Origin of the sequence: Nicoliella lavandulae, from assembly GCF_037546185.1 — a bacterium.
Taxonomy (GTDB): Bacteria; Bacillota; Bacilli; order Lactobacillales; family Lactobacillaceae; genus Nicoliella; species Nicoliella lavandulae.
On sequence record NZ_JAWMWH010000003.1, the window covers coordinates 110,227 to 131,185 of the forward strand.

Below are 20,959 nucleotides of genomic sequence, written 5' to 3' on the forward strand. Positions count from 1 at the left end.
TTAGCCATGTCTGTTTCCAATGACCCTTTAATTCTTTTATTGATGATAAGATAGTTCATGCACCAGCCCCAACCTGAGCTACTGTTACCGTTGCGTTAGCAGTTACTGGTGCAATTCCAATGGATAATAATACCGGATATAAAGTTAGTGAAGCTATCCCAATAATTCCAGTTAAAATACCAGCAATTAAACTCATGCAAACCAAAAATAAGAAAGTTACCATAATAAGCCTTTCACATCAACGGCACTGTTCATTTGGTTACGCCTGCACTTACCAGTATTTTGTTTTCATTCTAATTCAATTATCTAGTTAAAACAACTCAAAAATGATCCAAAATAAAAATTAGGTTACCTATATGGATAACCTAATTTTTATAGAACTTTATATTCTATTTAACATATCCTTTAGAAAAGTCCCAACTAACGCTACCGGTTGGGGTATAGTTAAGCCCTTTAACATTGTCCTTAAGCGCTACCGGATTGGTATTTTGATAGAATGGAATTGCACCTTGATCATTACCAAATACTTTTTCAGCCTTTACCATATCTTGCCAACGCTTAGTTAGATTGTTAGCATCATCATTTTCAGACTTAGCTAATAATGAATCATATTCCTTATTCTTCCACTTACTAAAGTTAATTGAACTATTGGATGTTTTAATTGATAGTGCAGCAATTGGATCTGGGAAACTTGGGTCCCATCCAGTGACCACCATGTCAAAATTACCAGCAAATGATCTAGCAATTCTTTGTTGTCTAGGTACATTAATGTTTGAAACCTTTAGTCCTGGTAGTTTTTCAAAGTTACTTTGCAAAAATTCTGTGGTCGACTTAGCAGCACTAGTATCATCATAAGTCAACGTTAAGTTTAGAGTTTTAAGATGTAGTTCAGCCATTCCCTTTTTAAATAACTTCTTCGCTTTAGCTAAGTTATAGCTAGCCGCATCTTTAACGTATCCTTCATCTGCAAAGTCTTTCCCGTTATAAGAAGCTAAATTGTTGCCAACAAATCCCTTCGTTGGTGTTGAGCCATCACCTAATACATCCTTTACGAATTGTTCACGATCAACTGCGAGTGAAAGTGCTCTTCTTATATTCCAGTTCTTGAAAGCAGCTACTTTATTTTCATTAAGCTCAATAAAGTTAGAATAAACAGATTTATTTTGTCTAAATTGACTAGTTCCTTTAAAGTGAGCAACTTGTTCCTTCCCGTTTAGACTTACCTCATCTAATTTACCAGTTTGATATTCATTCAAACCAGTTTGATTATCTTTAACTACCTGCATGTTAACTCGATTAAGCTTAACATCATTATGATTCCAGTATTGATCATTCTTAACTAACGACCAACTATCATTGGTTCCAGACCATCCGGTAACCTTAAATGGTCCGTTATATACTTGGGCACTACTATTGGTTCCATATTTCTTACCATATTGATTAGCTACTTTTTCATTTTGAGGGAAATAAGCAGCTTGAGTCACTAAGTATTTAAAGTATGTCTGTGGTTTCGTTAACTTAACCACCAATTTATATTTATTAGGGGCATAAACACCTAGTGTCTTAGGACTAGCTGTCCCCTTTTGAATAGCTGCATAATTTTCAACATGATCAAATACATATGCATCTTGAGATGCTGTTTTAGGATTAACCGTTCGTTGAAAACCATACACAAAGTCATTAGCTGTTACTTCATCACCATTGCTCCATTTAGAATGCCGTAAGTTAAATGTATAAGTCTTCCCATCTTTAGAAACACTATAGCTTTTTGCAACTGCTGGTTCTACCGTTTTACCATCCGGACTAAATAATAATCCCCGATCAACATTCCCTAGCGTAGTTGCACTAGTGATATCCACACACTTTGATGGATCTAATGTAATTAGGTTGGCACTCGACATCCAATTTAACGTTTGCGTCTTTGCCGAATCGCTGCTAGTGTTCGATCCTGATTGACTCTTACCACATCCCACTAAACTAAAAGATAGTAACGCGGTACAACTAGCTAATAATAATTTATGTTTCATCATTTAATTGCCCCCCCTTTTTAAAATTCCCGTTTACCATTCTTATAAACTGCTTTATCCAATTGTTGAACTGCCTTAACATCTAATAGCGGATTGGCGTCCAATACTAAAAAGTCAGCATACTTGCCCGCTTCTAGTGTTCCATAGTCAGTTAATTGCATTAATTCAGCTGAATGTCTGGATGTAGATAGTGCATCAAAGTTGGTAAAGCCTTCTTTTTCAACTAGTAATTCAAATTCTTTTGGTGTTTTACTGAAATCGTTATATGGGGTTCCAGCATCAGTTCCTAACGTCACTTTAACGCCCTTTTTGTAAGCTTTATGAATGTTGGCAGTTAAATCATTTAATGCCTTAGCCAATTTATCATATTCCCACTTTGGTAATGTATTCTTTCCTTCAACTGCAATACTCCATGCAGAAATTAAAGTTGGTGATAGGTATGTACCATGTGCTAACATCATTTCAATTTCTTCATCGTTCACATAAAAGCCATGTTCAACTGAATCTACACCCGCTTTTAGCGCATTCATAATTCCTGGATTTCCTTCAGCATGTGCCGCCACTACCGCGTGTTTGTTATGACTTTCTTCAACCGCCACTTTTAATTCTGCCAGTGTCAATTGTGGTTCATCCATATAGTCACCAGGTGACATTACACCACCAGTTGCCATTACCTTGGTGCTTTGAGCTCCGTTTTTAAAATTCGCTCTAACGGCCTTACGCATTTCATCTGGTGAATCAACTACTTTTCCACCATGGGGATAATCACCGTGGCCACCAGTCATCGTAAATGCATGCCCAGATGATAAAATCGATGGAACCTGTTTTAGTTTTCCATTGCGTTGTAATTTAGCTAGGGTCGTATCCAATCCATAGGTACTTCCACATTCACGAATATATGTAACCCCCGATTTTAGCAATGCTCTTAAATTATTAACTGCACGCACCGTCGTTTCAGTTTGATCAGCTTGTGGTGCACCATCAAATGTATTCGCATCCAGTGTCACATGGGTATGACAGTTAACTAATCCTGGCATTACAAACTTATTATGTAAGTCCACTTTTGCATCAAATTCCGGAACATCATGACCAGTTCCAACTGCTAATAACTTGCCTGAATCATTATCTACTAACATCCATGAGTCAGAATTCACAGCATCATTCTTACCATCAAATAAATTCATGTTTACAAATAATGTATTACTCATAATAAAAATCACTCCTCAAATTTTTAAATCACTAATAAAATAAAAAAAGCGCCCTAAATTTCTGTATCAGAAATAAAGGACGCCTAAAAGCGCGGTACCACCTTTTGTTATGCCGAATCATCTTGAATTAAAACGACATCACTCAAACAAACCCGTTGATTTGCAGATTCAATAATGGGAATTCCCAGCACAGGTTACTAATTCACCCGGCAGCTCATAGAGGATTTTCATTTAACATACTGATAGTTCCTTTCACCAAAATGGAACCTCTCTAATTCAATATTTTAAACTACTCTTTCTAATCGACGCTTTTAGTTAAAATTAAATTATCTTTCGATGTTATTTATTAATAGTAATTCTAACCGTTTTTTAATTATTGTCAAGCAATTTATTTAATTTAACTTCGACTCGTTACAAATAAGTATTCCCATAATCGAATTAATTGGCCAACTAATAGGACTGCAAGTACTGTCCCAATTCCAATCGCTACAATGTGGTGAACAAACGTTAGGCTTAGTATCAACGAAATAACAATCATCGTTAAATCAAAACCAAATTTAACCTTACCAAACTGAGCCTTTAATTGACTACTAACTACGTTGACCAAACCGTCTGCTGGAATTAATACAAAATCTGCTTTGACCATCATAAAGATGCCTAATGAAGTACATATAATTGCTAATAATGTTACTAATAATTGTTCCCATACATTACTTAGCACCATTCTATCTAACCCTACTTTTAATCCATAAAAATCAACGATCCATCCAAATACAAATGCCAGCAATAGTTGCGCAATAATTTCAAACCTAAATTTTCGTAAAATTCCTAATTCAACAGCTACTAATACAATAAAAAAAATCGTTGTTGATGTGCACCCCAAAAGTTGTACATTATTATATTGTTTTTCCTAGGCGGAAAGTTTCCGGTATTGAACCGGTGACTTTCCGCCTAGTTTTGTTTTAATACGATGATTATTGTAATAATCAATCCATATTTTCATTGACGACATTAAATCTTCTTTAAAGTCATAATTACAGTCCATGATTTCAGCTTTCATAATATGGAAAAATGATTCCATAGGTGAGTTATCTATACAATTCCCCTTACGGGACATACTTTGAAATATCTTATTCTTCTTAAGCTCTTTTTGCCAGATATGACTTTGATACTGAGCTCCCTGATCACTATGAATTGTCGTTCTGTATGGTAAATCCTTAACTAATTGAATAACTTCTTTCAACGGTTTCATAACACAGTTCATATTTGGATGGCTGCTAATGTTATAGGATATTATTTCACCAGAAAATAAATCCATAATAGGTGAAAGATAAATACGATGATTAATATCACAATTTCCATATCTGAATTCACTGATATCAGTACAGAGCTTTTGATATGGTCTGTCAGTATTAAATCTTCGATTTAATTGATTTGATTTAAGTTTTCCAACCTGACCACGATAGGAATTATACTTACGTGTTTTTCTTGAATATGATGAAGATAGTAAATTATTCTTTTTCATTATCTTTAATACTAGTTTGTGGTTAACACGGTATCCACGATTAGTTAATTCTAAACACACTCTTCTATATCCGTAGGATTTATTTTTATCTTTAATATCCTTGATAATTTTAGCGATTTCAGCGTGCTTATCAGGCTTATTTTGGATTGATCTAATATAATAATAAGTACTTCTAGATATCCTTAATGCCTTTAGTATTAATGTTTTAGTGGTATGGTATTTCAGCCTTAGTTCGTCGATTATTTTAATAATTACTTCTGGTCTTCTTCGTCGTCTAAGGCCCTCAATTTTTTTAAGAAGTCATTCTCTATTCTCAACATTAAATTTTCTTCTTCAATCTTCTTCAATTTTTCTTTATCGGTATTAGTATTGTTTGATTCGGCTTTGTTAGTTTTCCTTTTTGTCATGGCTTTTCTTTCCCTTCGGGACAATAAACCATCAATACCTTTTTGCTCTAGTCGTTTTTCCCAAGTCCAGATAGTTGATGGAGAAGGAATATTAAAATGATAAGCTGCCTCTGGATAAGATGATTTAGTCGTTTTCATCCAGTTTAATATATATTGTTTCTCTTTGGTAGAGTATTCGATTATATTCTTTCTTTTTTTAAGACCATTTAGTCCATGTTTTTTGTAACTCTTAACCCAACATAAAACAGTATTTCTACTTTTAACTCCAAAGTTTCTAGCCACCATTTGCGATCCCATACCGTTTAGGTATGCGTTAATTACATTTAATTTATCTTCTACTTTATATTTAGACACAAAAAAACACCCCAAAGTTTTGTACAAACTTTGGGGTGCAGTGCATGTCGCCTGACCTAGAGTAATCGGTAAAATAAATGATAATATCTGCGGAACTGAGACTAATGAGCTAACCCCTAATTTACCACACGTAAATAATACTGTTCCTAAGGCTAATACATTTAATCCAACTAGATATAATAAAATCCACCAATATCCTTTTTTACTTTGCTGATTCATCATTAAGCTTCCTTTCCATGGTTACCAACTCGTTCAATCATTTGAACTGCTGTCTTTGCATCACGCTCAATCAATGCATTAAATAGTCGATTATGGTAATCAATGTTTGTTTCAAAATCTGATTGTTGTTTTGTTAATTCTGCTAAATGTTGTTTCCATAGTGGCATTAACTCACGATACCACTTTGATAAATAAGTATTATTAGCTAGGTCAACAATTTTCGTATGAAATTTAACATCAAGATCAATAAAATCTTTGAATTTGTGTTCACGTAATAGCTGATTTCGTCTGCCTAACATCGCTTTTAACGTTATCCATTCATCATCAGAAACATCATCATTTACTAATTCATCAATAACCTCATGTTCAATCATCTTAATATTTTTGCGCAGCAATGGATTGTTAACTTGAACTTCAACCAGTTGTCTAACATAGGTCCCAGAACCCTGCTTAACGGTGACCACACCGGTGTATACCAAACTATGGATAGCTTCCCTAATTGTTGATCGACCTACGTTACAATATGTCATTAACTGTTGCTCTGTTGGTAACTTATCACCTGCAGTTAAGCCATTTTCTCGAATATATTTAACAATATTTTGAGCAGCAACATGACTTAGGCTCCCCTTTTTATTTGACAATTTAAATCACTCCATTAAATTCATCAGATGAATTAATAATACATCTGATGAATTTTTCGGTCAAATATTAACCATAAATGAGCTAAATAATGGTATTATAATACTTTGCACCTTGTTACATGCAGTATAAAGTTATATTATTATAATTGTTTATTTTAAAACTAATTAAAGTAGGTGATTCATTAAATTAAAATCCAAATTAAATTATTCTATAATTACTATAATTAAATATTTAGGAGTACAAAATGCAAAATAAAAATAGCCGCCAAAACTCTTCACGTCGCTACATTACAGGACTAGACGGTATCAGAGCCATTGCGGTAATCGCGGTAATTATTTTTCACTTGCTGCCATATAGTATTAAGGGCGGATACCTAGGGGTTTCAATGTTCTTCAGTGTATCTGGATACTTAATCACGGATTTATTAATGCAAGAGTGGGAACGCAATAAGCGAATTAGTTTAAAAAACTTTTACTATCGCCGAATGCGGAGATTATATCCAGCATTAGTGGTCATGGTTTTTGCAACTGGTACTTACATTACCCTTTTTCAAAGAAATCTTTTGACCAACTTAAGGGTCACCATTTGGACTAACCTTTTGTATGTATATAACTGGTGGGAAATTGGGCATGGCCAAAGTTACTTCGATCGTTTTCAAGGTGAATCTCCATTCACCCATTTATGGTCTCTGTCTATTGAAGCTCAGTACTATTTAATCTGGCCCATTTTATTGATTATCTTACTAAAAATACTTAGATCAAGAAGACGGATTTTATACTTATTGGTGCCACTATCAGCTTTAGCAACAATATGGATGACAATGGTTTATCACTCCACTAGTAATATTAATCGGGTTTACTATGGAACCGATACGCGGATGTTTTCAATTCTGTTTGGGGTTACCCTTGCTATCTTGTTACCATCTAATCATTTTAAGAAGTTTTTGCGACCAGTAATTAATCCAATTTTAACTTGGCTAGGGATACTATCAATGGGTGGAATTATCTATTTACTATTTAGTCTATCTGGTCAGGCAGCTGCTACGTATAATTGGGGGATGGGAGCAATTTCTCTCCTTACTGTAATTCTAATTGCAACTTGTGTTAATCCAAATACTAGTGTTAATCGTTTATTGACTAACCCAATCTTTAGATGGATTGGAACCCGTAGTTATGGCATCTATTTATATCAATTTCCGGTCATGATTTTTTATGAAGCTAAGGTGTTAACGATTGGGGCACATCCCGTGGCCAATGCAATCATTGAAATCGCAATCATTCTAATCATTAGTGAAATCTCATACCGCTGGATTGAATCACCACTACGGCATTTCAACTTCAATCTGAAGGCCCAGGATATAGCTTCACTATTTAAAGCTAATTCTAAATATGGTAAAAAACGACTACTATTGATTCCGCTTACTGTTCTTGTAGTTATTACGGCAGTTGGTGCTACACAAGAGCCATCTCAAGCTGAACCAAAGCATAGTTTAAAACGGACAATTCAAAAGAATGAGGCCTTAATTAAGGCTAAAAACGATAAAACTAAGTTTACTCAAGCTGATGATAGTAAAAAAGAATCAGTTAAAAAAGATAAAAAAATCAAACTTACTCGTGCTGAACGTAGTATTGCTAAGCAGTATCAACTAAGTCATAACCAAGTCTTAACTGCACGTAAGATGCCACTAACTGCGATTGGTGATTCAGTTATGGCAGACTCGTCAGTTGATTTACAGAAAGTATTCACTAATTCATATGTATCAGCTCAAGTCGGTCGCCAAATTTGGCAAGCCCCAGATGTAATTGATGAATTAAAGCAACAGCAACGATTGGCTAGTAACGTGTTAATCAACTTAGGTACCAATAGCCCTATGAACGATGAACAACTGAAAACGGTCATCCATAAGATTGGGCATAATCGTCAAATATATTGGATCAATGTTCACGTCCCAACAATGTATTGGGAAGGTGAAGTTAACATGACTCTTGCTAAGGCTGCTAAGAAATATCATAATTTACACATAATTGATTGGCATTCATATAGTAAGAACAAACCACAATTATTTTGGGATGATCATGTCCACCCCAATCCAGTAGGAAATCAAAAATACGTTGGTTTAATTACTCGTTCAATTATTAAATAAACTCAAAAGAAGCTTTCGCAAAAAACGAAAGCTTCTTTTTTTACATAGCTATTTAATATAGGTGTACTTATAGTTCCATTGGGTTCCCGCAGTGTTATGAATAATGTTTTTAACATTTGGTTGTTGAAGATAATAAGTGTCGTCTTGGAATAATGGTGACATTCCTTGATCTTGATTTAACACCTTACTTGCATTAATTAAATCCTGCCATCTTTTTTCAGCATTATTAGCATCCTGATTAGCGGCCCGATTTATTAATTCATTATAATGAGGATTATTATATTTACCAGTATTATAAGGCGTATTAGCAAGTGGGATTTGTAGGAACGTAATTGGATCCTTAAAATCACCACCCCATCCGGAAAGACTAAAGTCAAATTCACCCTTTTGTCCTTCTTGATTAGCAATTTGGGATGGAACACTTCTGAGGTTAAGTGTGAAGCCCTTTAATACAGATTCTAATTGACCCTTTAAGTATTGAGTAACCACTCCATTATTCGGATCATCATTACTTGATAATAGCGTTAGTGACACATTTTTAACGCCAAGTTCCTTCAACCCTTTATTCCAATATTGTTTAGCCAACGTTGGATTATAGTTCAAGGTATTTTTAACCGTTTGTTGATCGGCAAAATCTGTTCCAGTCTTAGGGTCATTGGCAAGTCCATGGGGCACAAACCCGGTTGTGATTGCTGATTTATATCCTAATACCTTTTTAGATAGTAACGAGCGGTCAATCGCTAGTGAAATAGCGCGTCTAATGTTAACATTATTAATAACTTTTTTATTTTTAGCATTTGGATCATTAAAGTTATATTTTAAATATGAAATCATTGAATATGAATAATCCTTTAAATTAGGATCTTTTTGGTAGTTACGTAACTGTTCAGTTGAAAGTGCTGTTACATCTAGTTTATCCTGTTTGTATAGATTCAAGCTAGTGGTTGGACTTTGAATCACATTGTAGTTAATGCGTTTTAACTTAACAACCTTATGATCCCAATATTCATTATTTTTAACGTAAGCCCACGTGTTTCCAGTTCCATTCCAGTTCACAATTTTAAATGGTCCGGAATAAAGCATAAATTGAGATTTAGTTCCGTACTTACTACCATACTTCTTAACTGCTTTTTCGCTCTGGGGTCCGAACAATGGATAAGCCATCAACGTCTTAAAATAAGCAACTGGTTTAACCAATGAGATTTGAACTGTATGCGAATTAATGGCTTTAATCCCTAACTTATCTGGTGCCATTTTACCAGCTGTAATCGCAGCACCATTGACAATACTATCAAATAAATACGAATACTGTGACTTAGTTTTTGGATTAACGGTTCGTTGCCATGAGTACACAAAGTCGTTAGCAGTAATTGGTGAACCATCACTCCACTTAGCATTCCGTAGTTTAAACGTCCAAGTTTTACCGTCCTTACTACTAGTACCACTAGTTGCTAATCCTGGTGTTGTTGCACCATTCTTACCAAGGCGATAGAAACTTTCAAAAACATTTCCAGTGGACCCATATCCAGTAGATTTAGAAATATCAATTGTTGGCAATGGCGATTCGGCAGCTAAGTTTAAAGTTTGTGATTTAGAATCTTGATTGCCATTCTGTTTGCCACAGGCAGCAAGGGTCGTTCCTAATAAGACAGTTAATGCAGCAGTTGCAAGTATTTTTTTCATGATTTCACTCCTATAAGTATTATTACCAAATCGATTTCAACAAAAAAAGCCACTGTCGTTAACTAACGAATTCGTTAGCTAACGACAGTGGCTTTAATATGTACGATCATTTAAGGCTTAATTATCAAACAATGGCTGATCGTACCATAAAAAAGGTTACCACATTCGTGCTAACGATTGTTTGACAACATAGACACATTGATACTAATTGATAGTTACTCATGGATAACCCTCCTCTTTTGCGTGATTTGATGATTCAATAATATTAAAGATTAGATTAAATGTCAATGATAATTTAATAAATTTTTGAAACATAAAATCATTAAAAATTTAAAAGCACCATTGCTTACGGTAAGCAATGGTGCCATTCGAGGAAAATTAATGATGTACCTATTTAGATCAAATAATTATGTAACCACAATAGAAGTTATATTTACTAGTCATTAAAGGAGTTCAATTGTTTAGATTAGTAATTATTTAATCTATTGTTATTTTACAACAATTATAATTAAAAGTAAATTAAAAAATTAAAGAAAAACTAATGTAATAAAAAATTAGTTATTTGTTTTTTATTATTAATAATAAATTATATAATTTTTAAAATCATTGGCTTAATTGTTCTAAAAATCATTTCACCAATAATAAACCCAATAACTAATGAGATTGCAATTAACAATGTCTTTAGCAATCCCTGCATGGCCAATTGGTTTAACCCCAATGTTAACTGCTCCATACTCTTATAAAATAGTGCCCCTGGTACCAGTGAAATTACAGCTGGGACAAATACAATATTGACCGGGGTTTTAACTAACATTGATTCTATATTTGCAAATAAGCCCACTACAATCGCCGGTAATAAATTAGATAAAATCACATTGGCACCAAGACTACTAGCAATAATATATACTACCCAAGCCATTGCACCGACAATTCCAGAACAAATCAACGTCCGTCTAGGGACATTAGTTATCACTCCAAAGCCCCAGGTTGATAAGAACGCAAAAATAAATTCAACTAATATATTCATTTTAAATGCCACCAATCGTAAATCGAATTAACAACTTGCCAATAATCACACCACCACTAATTGCAATTGCAACCATGGTCGCATCCATCCCTAAAATTAACCCAGATAAAATATTCTTAGACATGATCTCACGGAATGAATTCGTCAATGCAATACCAGGAACGATGGGCATTAACGAACTAAAAATGATCATATCATCATTAGTTCCCGTAATCATCGTACCAATAATTGCTGCTAGTAATCCGATTACTAAGCCACCACAAGCAACTGGTAGATATGGGGTTTTAGAATGCCCAGTCATAAAGCGTGTTGCTAAAAAGCCCATAATCCCAACAAAAAAGGCAAAAAATAAATTTGTCCAATGGGTCCTAAACAATAGTAATGGTGCAATTGAAACTAATCCCGCAGCTAAAATTTTTCGTCTTAAGGTAAAATCAATGACTTTATTGCGTATGCGTCGATACTCTTTTTGTAATTGTGAATATGTAATCTGATCACTTACGAACAATCGTGACAGATTATTAATCTCATCGACCTTTTGAAAATTAAAATCATGGCCCTTAACTTTCATAATCTGATTTTTGATTCCATTTTCATAGTAAACAAAAATAACCCCTAATTCCGCATAGCATCGCAAGTCAGGAACCCCTGCTTTATGCCCAATAAATTCAACCGTGGTCTCAACTCGGTTAATTTCTGCACCACTTTCAATTAACGTTCGACCTAGTTTACAGCAAAAATTAGCAATTTGATCTTGCATTTTAGCATCCAACTTACCCACCCCATTAAAGTCTTTAATTATGGTCATTATAGCATGTTACATGGCTTTAAATTAAATCAATTATAGCAAAATAATGTTATAATAAAATCGTTTAAAAATTATTAATTAAGCATTGGAGTGATTATTACGAATTCACAAGCAGATAATTGGAATCCTAAAACATGGTTGCATCGATTTACCATTTTAGCGGTTTCACTAGTTATTACGACTGGAACAGCCATTTCACCTGCGCTACCAGCAATGCAAAAAACATTTGCTAATTATCCATCCACAACGGTAGACTTAATTGCTACCATTCAGCAAATTCCAGCATTCATTGTTTTATTGATGTCCGCACCCTTAGCGAAACGATTCGGAATTAAACGTATGATTAGCTTAGGGATTTTGTTAATGGGAATATCGGGAGTGCTACCCGCATTTATTCCTAATCTATGGTTTATTTTAGCTACTAGGATTGTATTTGGGATTGGAATTGGGTTAATCAATTCCCTAGCCATTACTATTATCAATATCCTATACAATGGTGATGATCAAGCTCAGATGCTTGGTAATCGTGGCTCTTTTGAACAAATTGGTCTGTGTATTGTTAATATTTCAGTTGGTTTATTACTAAATATTAGTTGGCAAGCATCATTTCTTGCATACTTCTTCATTCTAATTATTTTAGCGATTTTCGTTAAGGTCGTACCACCAATTGATGATCATGAAAATCAAACTAATAAGAATGGACAAACGAGCAAGGAAACCGTTAATCTACCTGTAATTGCCGCTGGATTATTGTGTGCATTAATGACTACCGGGCTAGCCATCGCTGGTGTAATGACTCCTAATATTATTGTTTCTAATCATTTAGGAACAGCAACTGAGGCTAGTATCATTATTACTGTTTTCACACTAATTAGTATGGTCATGGGCTTTCTATTTGGTACGATTTTCAAAGTCGTTCGTAGATTCGTACTTCCATTAGGCCTTATCTTTCTTGCCATTGGTACGATTTTAATGAATTACTCAACTAGTTTATTATCGGTAATCATTGCATTAGTCATTATCGGATGCTCGTATCCGCTTGCTGGAACATATGTATTCAGCCTTATGGATCAACTTGCTCCTGATAACTCTAAAGCTCTAGCCAACTCAATCTTACTAGTTGGCTGTAATGTCGGAACCGCTCTATCACCAATTACCATTAACTTCTTAAAGAATATTTCACCACTTAGCGGCTTGCAGCCAGGAATTGCACTATATGGAATTATCATGGCAATCGTAACTATCTGTATTTTCGGTTTCCAAATTGTTAATAAAGCAAAAAAATAAGACCAGCATGGTCTTATTTTTTTAGGTTATCATCTGAAAACTGTTTCAACTTGGCTAATAGATCTGGATCAAGTCCCGAGTCATCGTCGTCATCTTCATATGAAGTAGCATCACTATAATCATCAGGATGTAGCCACTGATCGTATGCCTGTGTGTATTCCTCATCAACGTTGCGCTGTGCTTTTTCATAAAAGGCCCGATTACGCTCCATCACATAACCAACTAATGGTTTATTTTCAAGTGGTACCTCTGAACGTGATTGATCTTGATTATTTTTACGTTGTACATTATCAATGTCGATCATTTCATAATCGGTCACTTTGTTAATGCCCGCACCCTTTTTATAAGAGCGAACTTGGGCAGTAAACTGAATTAAATCGCCATCTTGTAGTTCACCTAATTGGACAAACTTTTCAGTATAATTAACCCATGCATGGTCTGTAATAAAATTACCTTGGTCATCATGAATGTCTAGTAACAAAATCGTTGGTTGATAGTAATAACCATCTTCATCATTGTATGCTTCAGCATATCCTAAGCGAGTGAATTTACCTACAAATGAATAACGTTTATCTGCAGCTAAATCTTTTAAGCCATTCCGCATTAAAATCCCTCCAATCTAATTAGTTTTAATCATAACGGCTTTACATTAATTATTCAATAAAATAAGGACGTGAAACAACGCTTCGGTCATGTTGTTTCACGTCTTTTAAGATTCAGTTCAAATTACTATAACAAAGAGTTATAATAGCAAAGCATGTTTTTAATTTGAAGGAGATTTAATTTATTTTGGATAGTAATTTTTTAGAAACTGACTTTAATGATGGCTATCGTCAAGCCGTTGATGATTCACTTATGCAATTAAAAAGTGAACAAACATCTTTAACTCAAATTATGTTTAAAATCAGTGTTAATAACCATAAAATAATCAGTAAAGTCTTTAACATTAAGCATAGCGAACCCTACTTAAAGGGCTATGAAGAGGGCCTTAAAACGGTCCAGTTAGCTAGATTATCTAATTAAATAGTATAAAAATAGACGGCATATTCTTGATTAAATCAATCGAATATGCCGTCTATTTAAGTGCATTGATTGTATCTTTCACAAAATTAATTTGTTTGCTTTAAAGTTGTATGCCAAGGCTTTGGTAGATTATCTTTAGCATGAAAACTAACCGTAATTTTTTTATTACCGAGAATATGAACATTCATAGTTTCTTTTCCAGATTCTAGTCCTTGTTCTAAGTGTTTACCTACTAAATGGTAACGATTTTTACCAACATAAGTATACTTAATATTAGCAATTCCAACTGGATCGTATCCACCGGGATAAGTATAGCCAATTGCATTGTTAGAAAAATCAATTGTGTACTTTTCATCCCCTCTACCTACATTATAACTCTTTGTAGAAACCCATTTTTTTCCACGTAGAACACTAGGAACGTCTTTATGTAATGTCGATGCACTAGCATTACCATTCAAAAGAGCAAAAGAACTCATTGCCACAACTAGTGATAATAATAAACTAAATTTCTTCATTTGAAAATCCTCCTAAAATTATTTAATATATAGATTAAAAAACAAGCTGTTTGATGTGCACCCCAAAGTTTGTACATTAATATATTTCTTTTCCTAGGCGGAAAGTTCCCGGTATTTTACCGGAGACTTTCCGCCTAGTTTTGCTTTAATGCGATGATTATTATAATAATCAATCCATAAATTAATTGCTGTTACTAGATTTTTCTTAGAATCATACGTCGCTTCCATTACTTCTGCCTTCATGATGTGGAAAAATGACTCCATTGGTGAATTATCTAGACAATTTCCCTTTCGGGACATGCTTTGAAATATTTGATTATCAGCCAGTGCTTGATTCCAAATATGACTTTGATATTGAATTCCTTGATCACTATGGATTGTAGTCCTGTATTTTAGCTTACTAATCCTGTTAACCACTTCTTGTAATGGCTTCATTACTAAATCAACCGTAGGGTGATCACCAATATTAAACGAAATAATTTCACCAGAATATAAATCCATAATTGGTGATAAATAAACACGGTGATCAGTATCTAAGTTTCCATATCTAAATTCACTAATATCAGTAGTTAACTTCTGATAAGGACGGTCAGTTTTAAATCTACGATTAATGCGGTTTTTGCTAACTTTACCCACTTGTCCCTTATAAGAGTTATATTTACGAAGCTTACGTGAGTAAGCTTTAGACAACCAGTTATTAGCTCTCATGATTCTAAGAACTAATTTATGATTTACTTGATAGCCACGATTAGATAATTCTAGACATACACGGCGATATCCATATGCTTGATTAGTTCGTTTTATATCACTAATCACTTTCGTGATTTTACTGTGTTTATTGGGCCTATTTACATGTGCTTTTAGATAATAGTAAGTACTTCTCGGAATTTTAACTGATTTAAGAACTATAGACTTACTAGTTTGGTATTTGAGCCTTAGTACGTCGATAATCGTTACTATTTCTTGTGGTTCTCTTCGTCGTCTAAGGCATTCAATTTTTTTAAGAAATCATTTTCAATTTTAAGCATTAGATTTTCTTCTTCTAGTTTCTTTAGCTTTTCAGCGTTGGAATCCTTTGGATTTTGGTTGTTCTTAGCTTTTCGTTTGGCCATATTTAATCGATCCCTTCGGTCTTTTAAACCACTAATCCCATATAGCTCAAAATTTCTTTGCCAATTCCAAATTGATGATGGTGATTTAACGTTGAAATGATCAGCAGTCTCTGGATAAGATGATTTAGTCATTTTCATCCAGTTTAATATATTTACTCGATCTTTCACAGTATATATTTGCTTATTTCTTGATATCTTTAATCCATCAATTCCAAATTTTCGATAATTTTTAACCCAGTATAAAATTGTAGAACTGCCTTTAACTCCAAATTCTTTAGAAATAGTAGTTGATCCAATACCGTAAAGGTATTGGGATACCATCTTTAATTTATTCTCTAAGCTATATTTAGCCATACAAAAACACCACTAAGTTGTACAAACTTAGGGGTGCAGTGCAATTAAATACTATTTAACAAAACCTGTTGTATTGTGCTTATACATAGTATATCCGGCATATTTACCCAGAATTGTGATGCTCTTGTTAGCATTAATTCTAAACTTAGTCGAGGATCGTTCCCCACTAGCACCATTGGTTAGTTTATAAACATTTCCCTTTAATTTTTTATAAACTGGGTTCTCACCCACCGTAGCTCCGGATACATTACTATTAGTAATGAATTTTTTATCCTTTGTATAAGACAGGTAAATTGGATTAAAACCTTCTTTTGAACTAAATAAATTTTCATATCTTTGAAAATAAGCAACTTTATTCCCAAATTTTTGGGGTTTGACTTTATAATATCCAGAAACCCAGGTTGCTGGTTTTTTAAAAATAGAGGGAACACTACTAGCATTGGCTGTATTATTTGAGACAGAATAAGCTGAAGTTGACAATCCAATTGCAGCTATGCTCATAATAAGTACCCGTTTCAATTTCATATAAACCACTCCTTATAGTAAGAATAATATTTAGTATAAATTGCATGTATATTATATCATTTTTAACAATAATTACATATCCATATTAAATTAAAACGTCAAAAAACCTAACCTTTAACCACAAGTTAAAAGTTAGGTTTTTAATTAATTTATGACAGCTTATGGTCGAACATAACCACTAGCAATCTATGAACCTAGTTCAGTCGGAAAACCATATGAACTACCCTGTGGTTAGACCTTATACATTGTTTTAATTAATTGTTGGCAATTTATTAAGATCAGTAGTCATCCTTTAATTACCATAATTACTACTATTATTTAAATTAATATCACCAGTAAAGTCCTCAACTAAATACCAAGTATCACTATTTTGATCATACGTAATACCGATTCCAATATTTGTGACATCGGTACTTCTAATATTTTTCCGATGACCGCCATCTTGGTCAGGTGTGCTTCCCTTTTCTTGAGTCCACCACTCATCATTAGCATCCTGAGCCGCTTCGTCGCCATTTTTGCCAGATGCTTGTGCAAGATTTTCTGCCCAAGCATCACTACTAATGCCCATCTGTTGAGCATCTAATTCAAAGTACCCTTGCCCATTAGCATTAAAATGACTAAAGTCTGTTACCGTCTGTACAGCCCGTTGTTGAGCAATTTGATCAAGTACATTACTCTCAGTTAATGGTCCTAGCCCAACACTAGCTCGATCCTGATTCACAAGTGCTAATGTCTTTGCACGTGCATTAGCTAGCTCTTGTTGATTAAAATTATTAATCTTAGTTTGACTGTGCTCTTTATCAATTGCTGTTTCAACTTTTTCTAGGTCAATTGAATGCGCCTTAGCATTTGGTGAGTCGGCAACATTTCCTGAATAAGTCCACCCAGTATCAGTATTAAAGCCACTTTCATCTTTAATTTTATAAAATAAGTATCCGCCAACATTTTCACGCTTAGTGATAATAACCGGAAGCCCATTATATCCACTGTCCACAGAAGGTCCTACACCACCATTGGAATCATCATCTTTCTTTAATACTTCAAAGTTTCTGTCATCCATAATCTGAGTTGAACTATCTTTGGCAACATAATATTTATGATTTGCATCTACATGGATGTGTTTCACCTTTTTATGCCCAGTTTTTTTGACACGCGCTTTTTTAGCATATGTAATTGTTGACGGAATTATTGCAGTTGATACACTACCTAACAACATGATTGTAAATAATGAAATTATTCGCTTTTTATTCATTTCAATCCACCTCTAAATCTATTTAATAAATTAATTATACATTCATATAAAGATAGACTCAAAATAAATAATCGTGCTAACATTATCAATAGTTATTATATTCAATTATGATATAATGCATATAAAATAATGCGAAAGGATTGAAGCAAATGACTAGCGTAATGCAACGAGTTCAAGCAGTAAAACAACCACGCGGTGGTTACGTTGCAACAAAACTATTCAATAAAATTCAACTAGATGACAATAAAATACTAAGCCCAAATGAATCAACAATTAAGGGTAACTTATTCGGTATTACGGTTGATTACTTTACACGCTTTTTATTAGGAGCTGATAAAGAAGTTGCCTGGTCAGTCTCGCTAATGGGGGCTAAAATGATTAATCAACAAGGGTTCGCTGAGCAATTGCTGAATCAAATTACCGGACTTAATCCTGAATCAATCCAAGCGGCTTATCGACTAGCCGGATTTGATGTTGTTAAAAGGGGGCGATCAGTAGATTATCGCGATGTTAACTCTAGTTACTTTACACTATCAAGTGATGAAATGGATGACATAACCATCATGATTGAACGAGTCCAATCATTCTTTAAAAACTACGGTCATCCCATTGATTCTGGCATGACCTTTAATGGTGGTTATACCGACATGATCAATACTGGTGATGCTGATTACATTACAGAAGACACTTTATGGGATTTGAAAACAGTTAGAGGCAACGTACTTAGTAAAGATTATAAACTACAGTTATTAGTATATTATCTAATGGGTCTCCATTCTTTTGAGGCTAAGAATTATGTAAATATTAAGTATCTTGGTATTTTCAACCCCCGTAATAACGTAGTCTACCGTTGCCCAATCAATAAGATTCCAGAGTCAGTTATTGATGAAGTTAAGACCGTCGTTATTGGTTACTAAAAATAATGCATATTAAAAAGCCAACAACTTTATATAACTAAAGTTATTGGCTTTTTTAATTATAAAAAATAATTATTTACGTGCAATACTAATATCATGGTTATTGTATACGATGTGAAGTCCTTTGCTAAGTCCAGTCACCTTCTTAAATTTACCCTTATGGCTAGCATAACTCATGATCTTATCGCCATTCTTAAATTCACCACCATTAAGTTTAAGCGTTCCACCAAGAGTGGCACCCTTCTTAACGATTAAGCGACCTTTCTTAGCAACGACAGTAGTTCCCTTATCTAGTTGTTGATAGCTCCCTTTAACTGTGACTTGCTTACTGCTTAAAGTTAAAGCCCCACTATTATTAATAACGTTACCAGATCCCAGGGCACTTGCATTCGCAGCATTTAGTTCACCACCATTAATTGCAACGCCACCTTGGAAAGTATTCTTACCACTTAATGTTAATGAACCAGTGCCATCTTTAATTAACTTACCGACACCAGTAATATCATTACTCCATGTATCTTTAGCATTGTAACCACCCTTTTTAGCATTCATGGATACAGTGGTCTTAGATACCAATTGTCCGTAACCGTTAGCAGCATTATAAAGATTTAAACGACCCCAGCCTTCGCCATCATCTAGGATTGGGTAACCAGTTGGCAATTCAGTCGTTGCTAAAACTGCTCTTCTTTGTGCATCAGTTAAGTATGGTAATCTGGTTTCAAGTAATACTTCAGCTCCCTTTGGAACCCTATATATTTGTTTTGAATTAGCAATCTTTGAGAACCCATAAGTTAAACGGTAATTGTACTTTTGTGCATTTTCTTTTTGGTTTCCAACCCCGTAGTCATTGTCATCAGCTTCTGATGATTTTAATACTGATTGGGCTTGTTTATATGCGTCTTCTTTTAATTGTTTATTAGCTGGATCATTTAAAATGGAAGCAGCTAAAGCAGTCCCTAGAACACGTCCCCCAATTACGTCTAATGGTGAATGCCGGCCAGCAACAATTCGATTATTACCAACTTCTGAAGCTCTAGTTAATAATTGTTGGAACTTTTGTGGATATGCATACGCCAATGCATATGCAGTTAAATAAGAACTATTTGTATGTCCACTAGGAAAACCATAGTCATTTACTGGATCAGCCTTAGCAGATAATTTTAGCGTTGGAATAATGACCCCATTATCTTGAGCATTAGTGACACTTGTGCCGTCCCATCTAAATGGACGTGGGTATTTAAAATATTTTTTAGATGAACTACTTGATGAATAATTACCATCTTTTAACGTATCAGCTAGTTTAACCACAGAACCAAGGGTCGAATTAGGATCACCCGTGACTTCTTGTTTGTCCCAATTAGTATCGTAATCCTTATTTTCAGCATCTGATGGAACTGATGTATATCCGCCAGTGATGTTAGCTTGTTTTCTAAAGTAATCAGTTAAATTACCAAGCCCCTCTTGAACTGAATAATCCATATCATTTTTATCATCTAACCAAGCAGCATCTTCTTGGCTCTTGGTTCTTTCCTTAGCAATTTTATCAGATAAGTTAATGTTTTCGTCCAAAATTTTAGTGTTTAGACGGGTTCCATTATTCCAATCACTACCTGGTTGCCAAAGCTTATTCATTTGAGACAACAAATCAATTGACGCATTGTTATCTGGTGTTAAGTTATCACTAGTATTAGTCTTATAATCTTGGATAAAGTAACGACCTGCATCAGATTTATGATCATCAGCAATTTCTTGAAGCGCCTTATTCTTAGTCTGCTTCTTATCAGCATTAGCATTATTAGTTAAACTACTAATTCCCAAAAGGGTTAACCCAATCAATAAACTAGACTTCAGAATTGTTTTTCTCATTATGAATACCCCGTTTCAATACTATTTATTTACAATTAGTATGATAGCCAATTAAATTGTTTTTA

At 34.2% G+C, this 20,959-nt stretch carries 21 protein-coding genes and 1 other annotated feature; of the genes, 4 read left to right on the plus strand and 17 right to left on the minus strand.

Features of this window, described 5'->3' with window-relative positions:
• Positions 1–55 precede the first annotated feature (55 nt).
• From R4146_RS07025 to R4146_RS07055, 7 genes are all read right to left on the minus strand, one after another.
• Complete coding sequence (locus R4146_RS07025) at positions 56–196, minus strand: hypothetical protein (protein WP_339960748.1); 141 nt, start codon at positions 194–196, stop codon at positions 56–58.
• A gap of 193 nt (positions 197–389) precedes the next feature.
• The gene (locus R4146_RS07030) at positions 390–2,030 is read right to left on the minus strand and encodes a peptide ABC transporter substrate-binding protein (RefSeq protein WP_339960749.1); all 1,641 of its coding nucleotides are present in this window, start codon (positions 2,028–2,030) and stop codon (positions 390–392) included.
• Positions 2,031–2,047: 17 nt separating this feature from the next.
• Positions 2,048–3,235: a metal-dependent hydrolase family protein gene (locus R4146_RS07035; RefSeq protein ID WP_339960750.1), complete on the minus strand. Its 1,188-nt coding sequence runs from the start codon at positions 3,233–3,235 to the stop codon at positions 2,048–2,050.
• A 72-nt stretch (positions 3,236–3,307) separates the two neighbouring features.
• Positions 3,308–3,550 (minus strand) — a binding site (T-box leader).
• An 82-nt stretch (positions 3,551–3,632) separates the two neighbouring features.
• The gene (locus R4146_RS07040) at positions 3,633–4,118 is read right to left on the minus strand and encodes a DUF6198 family protein (protein WP_339960751.1); all 486 of its coding nucleotides are present in this window, start codon (positions 4,116–4,118) and stop codon (positions 3,633–3,635) included.
• A gap of 27 nt (positions 4,119–4,145) precedes the next feature.
• Entirely contained in the window at positions 4,146–5,048 is a 903-nt protein-coding gene (locus R4146_RS07045) for an IS3 family transposase (RefSeq protein WP_339960653.1), read from the minus strand.
• Positions 5,012–5,743, minus strand: a complete 732-nt coding sequence (locus R4146_RS07050; RefSeq protein ID WP_507237302.1) for a DUF6198 family protein — start codon at positions 5,741–5,743, stop codon at positions 5,012–5,014. The genes R4146_RS07045 and R4146_RS07050 overlap by 37 nt, the downstream gene beginning before the upstream one ends.
• Positions 5,743–6,381, minus strand: a complete 639-nt coding sequence (locus R4146_RS07055) for a FadR/GntR family transcriptional regulator (protein WP_339960752.1) — start codon at positions 6,379–6,381, stop codon at positions 5,743–5,745. The genes R4146_RS07050 and R4146_RS07055 overlap by 1 nt, the downstream gene beginning before the upstream one ends.
• Positions 6,382–6,626: 245 nt before the next feature.
• Between R4146_RS07055 and R4146_RS07060 the strand changes: the two genes are divergently transcribed.
• The gene (locus R4146_RS07060) at positions 6,627–8,525 is read left to right on the plus strand and encodes an acyltransferase family protein (RefSeq protein ID WP_339960753.1); all 1,899 of its coding nucleotides are present in this window, start codon (positions 6,627–6,629) and stop codon (positions 8,523–8,525) included.
• A gap of 48 nt (positions 8,526–8,573) precedes the next feature.
• Here R4146_RS07060 and R4146_RS07065 read toward each other — a convergent pair whose 3' ends face one another.
• The 3 genes from R4146_RS07065 to R4146_RS07075 all read right to left on the minus strand — a co-directional run bounded on the left by R4146_RS07065 (position 8,574) and on the right by R4146_RS07075 (position 12,043).
• Entirely contained in the window at positions 8,574–10,208 is a 1,635-nt protein-coding gene (locus R4146_RS07065) for a peptide ABC transporter substrate-binding protein (protein WP_339960755.1), read from the minus strand.
• Between the two features lie 586 nt (positions 10,209–10,794).
• Positions 10,795–11,235 carry a threonine/serine exporter family protein gene (locus R4146_RS07070; protein ID WP_339960756.1) on the minus strand — a complete coding sequence of 147 codons (441 nt, stop codon included), beginning with the start codon at positions 11,233–11,235 and terminating at the stop codon, positions 10,795–10,797.
• A 1-nt stretch (position 11,236) separates the two neighbouring features.
• The gene (locus R4146_RS07075; RefSeq protein WP_339960757.1) at positions 11,237–12,043 is read right to left on the minus strand and encodes a threonine/serine exporter family protein; all 807 of its coding nucleotides are present in this window, start codon (positions 12,041–12,043) and stop codon (positions 11,237–11,239) included.
• Between the two features lie 90 nt (positions 12,044–12,133).
• On the opposite strand from R4146_RS07075, the gene R4146_RS07080 reads away from it, so the two are divergent.
• Positions 12,134–13,330: an MFS transporter gene (locus R4146_RS07080; RefSeq protein ID WP_339960758.1), complete on the plus strand. Its 1,197-nt coding sequence runs from the start codon at positions 12,134–12,136 to the stop codon at positions 13,328–13,330.
• A gap of 13 nt (positions 13,331–13,343) precedes the next feature.
• On the opposite strand, the gene R4146_RS07085 is transcribed toward R4146_RS07080, so the two are convergent.
• The gene (locus tag R4146_RS07085; RefSeq protein WP_339960759.1) at positions 13,344–13,934 is read right to left on the minus strand and encodes a hypothetical protein; all 591 of its coding nucleotides are present in this window, start codon (positions 13,932–13,934) and stop codon (positions 13,344–13,346) included.
• 185 nt (positions 13,935–14,119) lie between these two features.
• Here R4146_RS07085 and R4146_RS07090 point away from each other — a divergent pair, with 185 nt between their 5' ends.
• A complete protein-coding gene (locus R4146_RS07090; protein ID WP_339960760.1) occupies positions 14,120–14,353 on the plus strand; it encodes a hypothetical protein in 234 nt (77 codons plus the stop codon).
• Positions 14,354–14,439: 86 nt separating this feature from the next.
• Here the strand turns inward: R4146_RS07090 and R4146_RS07095 are convergent, their stop codons facing one another.
• From R4146_RS07095 to R4146_RS07115, 5 genes are all read right to left on the minus strand, one after another.
• Positions 14,440–14,868 carry a hypothetical protein gene (locus R4146_RS07095; RefSeq protein ID WP_339960761.1) on the minus strand — a complete coding sequence of 143 codons (429 nt, stop codon included), beginning with the start codon at positions 14,866–14,868 and terminating at the stop codon, positions 14,440–14,442.
• Positions 14,869–14,961: 93 nt separating this feature from the next.
• Positions 14,962–15,864: an IS3 family transposase gene (locus tag R4146_RS07100; RefSeq protein ID WP_339961047.1), complete on the minus strand. Its 903-nt coding sequence runs from the start codon at positions 15,862–15,864 to the stop codon at positions 14,962–14,964.
• Positions 15,825–16,334 carry a helix-turn-helix domain-containing protein gene (locus tag R4146_RS07105; RefSeq protein WP_339960762.1) on the minus strand — a complete coding sequence of 170 codons (510 nt, stop codon included), beginning with the start codon at positions 16,332–16,334 and terminating at the stop codon, positions 15,825–15,827. Before R4146_RS07105 ends, R4146_RS07100 begins: the two co-directional genes overlap by 40 nt.
• Positions 16,335–16,385: 51 nt before the next feature.
• Entirely contained in the window at positions 16,386–16,859 is a 474-nt protein-coding gene (locus tag R4146_RS07110; protein ID WP_339960763.1) for a hypothetical protein, read from the minus strand.
• 292 nt (positions 16,860–17,151) lie between these two features.
• Positions 17,152–18,111, minus strand: coding sequence for a CAP domain-containing protein (locus R4146_RS07115; protein ID WP_339960764.1), 960 nt, complete (start codon positions 18,109–18,111; stop codon positions 17,152–17,154).
• Positions 18,112–18,260: 149 nt separating this feature from the next.
• Here R4146_RS07115 and R4146_RS07120 point away from each other — a divergent pair, with 149 nt between their 5' ends.
• Positions 18,261–19,028: a hypothetical protein gene (locus tag R4146_RS07120; RefSeq protein ID WP_339960765.1), complete on the plus strand. Its 768-nt coding sequence runs from the start codon at positions 18,261–18,263 to the stop codon at positions 19,026–19,028.
• Positions 19,029–19,100: 72 nt separating this feature from the next.
• Here R4146_RS07120 and R4146_RS07125 read toward each other — a convergent pair whose 3' ends face one another.
• A complete protein-coding gene (locus tag R4146_RS07125) occupies positions 19,101–20,894 on the minus strand; it encodes a phosphatase PAP2 family protein (protein ID WP_339960766.1) in 1,794 nt (597 codons plus the stop codon).
• Positions 20,895–20,959: the final 65 nt, after the last annotated feature.

Coding starts and splice junctions, on each gene's coding strand:
- R4146_RS07115 (WP_339960764.1), bottom strand. CDS start 18,111: ATGAATAAAAAGCGAATAATTTCATTATTTACAATCATGTTGTTAGGT.
- R4146_RS07120 (WP_339960765.1), top strand. CDS start 18,261: ATGACTAGCGTAATGCAACGAGTTCAAGCAGTAAAACAACCACGCGGT.
- R4146_RS07050 (WP_507237302.1), bottom strand. CDS start 5,743: ATGATGAATCAGCAAAGTAAAAAAGGATATTGGTGGATTTTATTATAT.
- R4146_RS07075 (WP_339960757.1), bottom strand. CDS start 12,043: ATGACCATAATTAAAGACTTTAATGGGGTGGGTAAGTTGGATGCTAAA.
- R4146_RS07085 (WP_339960759.1), bottom strand. CDS start 13,934: ATGCGGAATGGCTTAAAAGATTTAGCTGCAGATAAACGTTATTCATTT.
- R4146_RS07030 (WP_339960749.1), bottom strand. CDS start 2,030: ATGATGAAACATAAATTATTATTAGCTAGTTGTACCGCGTTACTATCT.
- R4146_RS07125 (WP_339960766.1), bottom strand. CDS start 20,894: ATGAGAAAAACAATTCTGAAGTCTAGTTTATTGATTGGGTTAACCCTT.
- R4146_RS07070 (WP_339960756.1), bottom strand. CDS start 11,235: ATGAATATATTAGTTGAATTTATTTTTGCGTTCTTATCAACCTGGGGC.
- R4146_RS07105 (WP_339960762.1), bottom strand. CDS start 16,334: ATGGCTAAATATAGCTTAGAGAATAAATTAAAGATGGTATCCCAATAC.
- R4146_RS07025 (WP_339960748.1), bottom strand. CDS start 196: ATGAGTTTAATTGCTGGTATTTTAACTGGAATTATTGGGATAGCTTCA.
- R4146_RS07035 (WP_339960750.1), bottom strand. CDS start 3,235: ATGAGTAATACATTATTTGTAAACATGAATTTATTTGATGGTAAGAAT.
- R4146_RS07060 (WP_339960753.1), top strand. CDS start 6,627: ATGCAAAATAAAAATAGCCGCCAAAACTCTTCACGTCGCTACATTACA.
- R4146_RS07110 (WP_339960763.1), bottom strand. CDS start 16,859: ATGAAATTGAAACGGGTACTTATTATGAGCATAGCTGCAATTGGATTG.
- R4146_RS07065 (WP_339960755.1), bottom strand. CDS start 10,208: ATGAAAAAAATACTTGCAACTGCTGCATTAACTGTCTTATTAGGAACG.
- R4146_RS07095 (WP_339960761.1), bottom strand. CDS start 14,868: ATGAAGAAATTTAGTTTATTATTATCACTAGTTGTGGCAATGAGTTCT.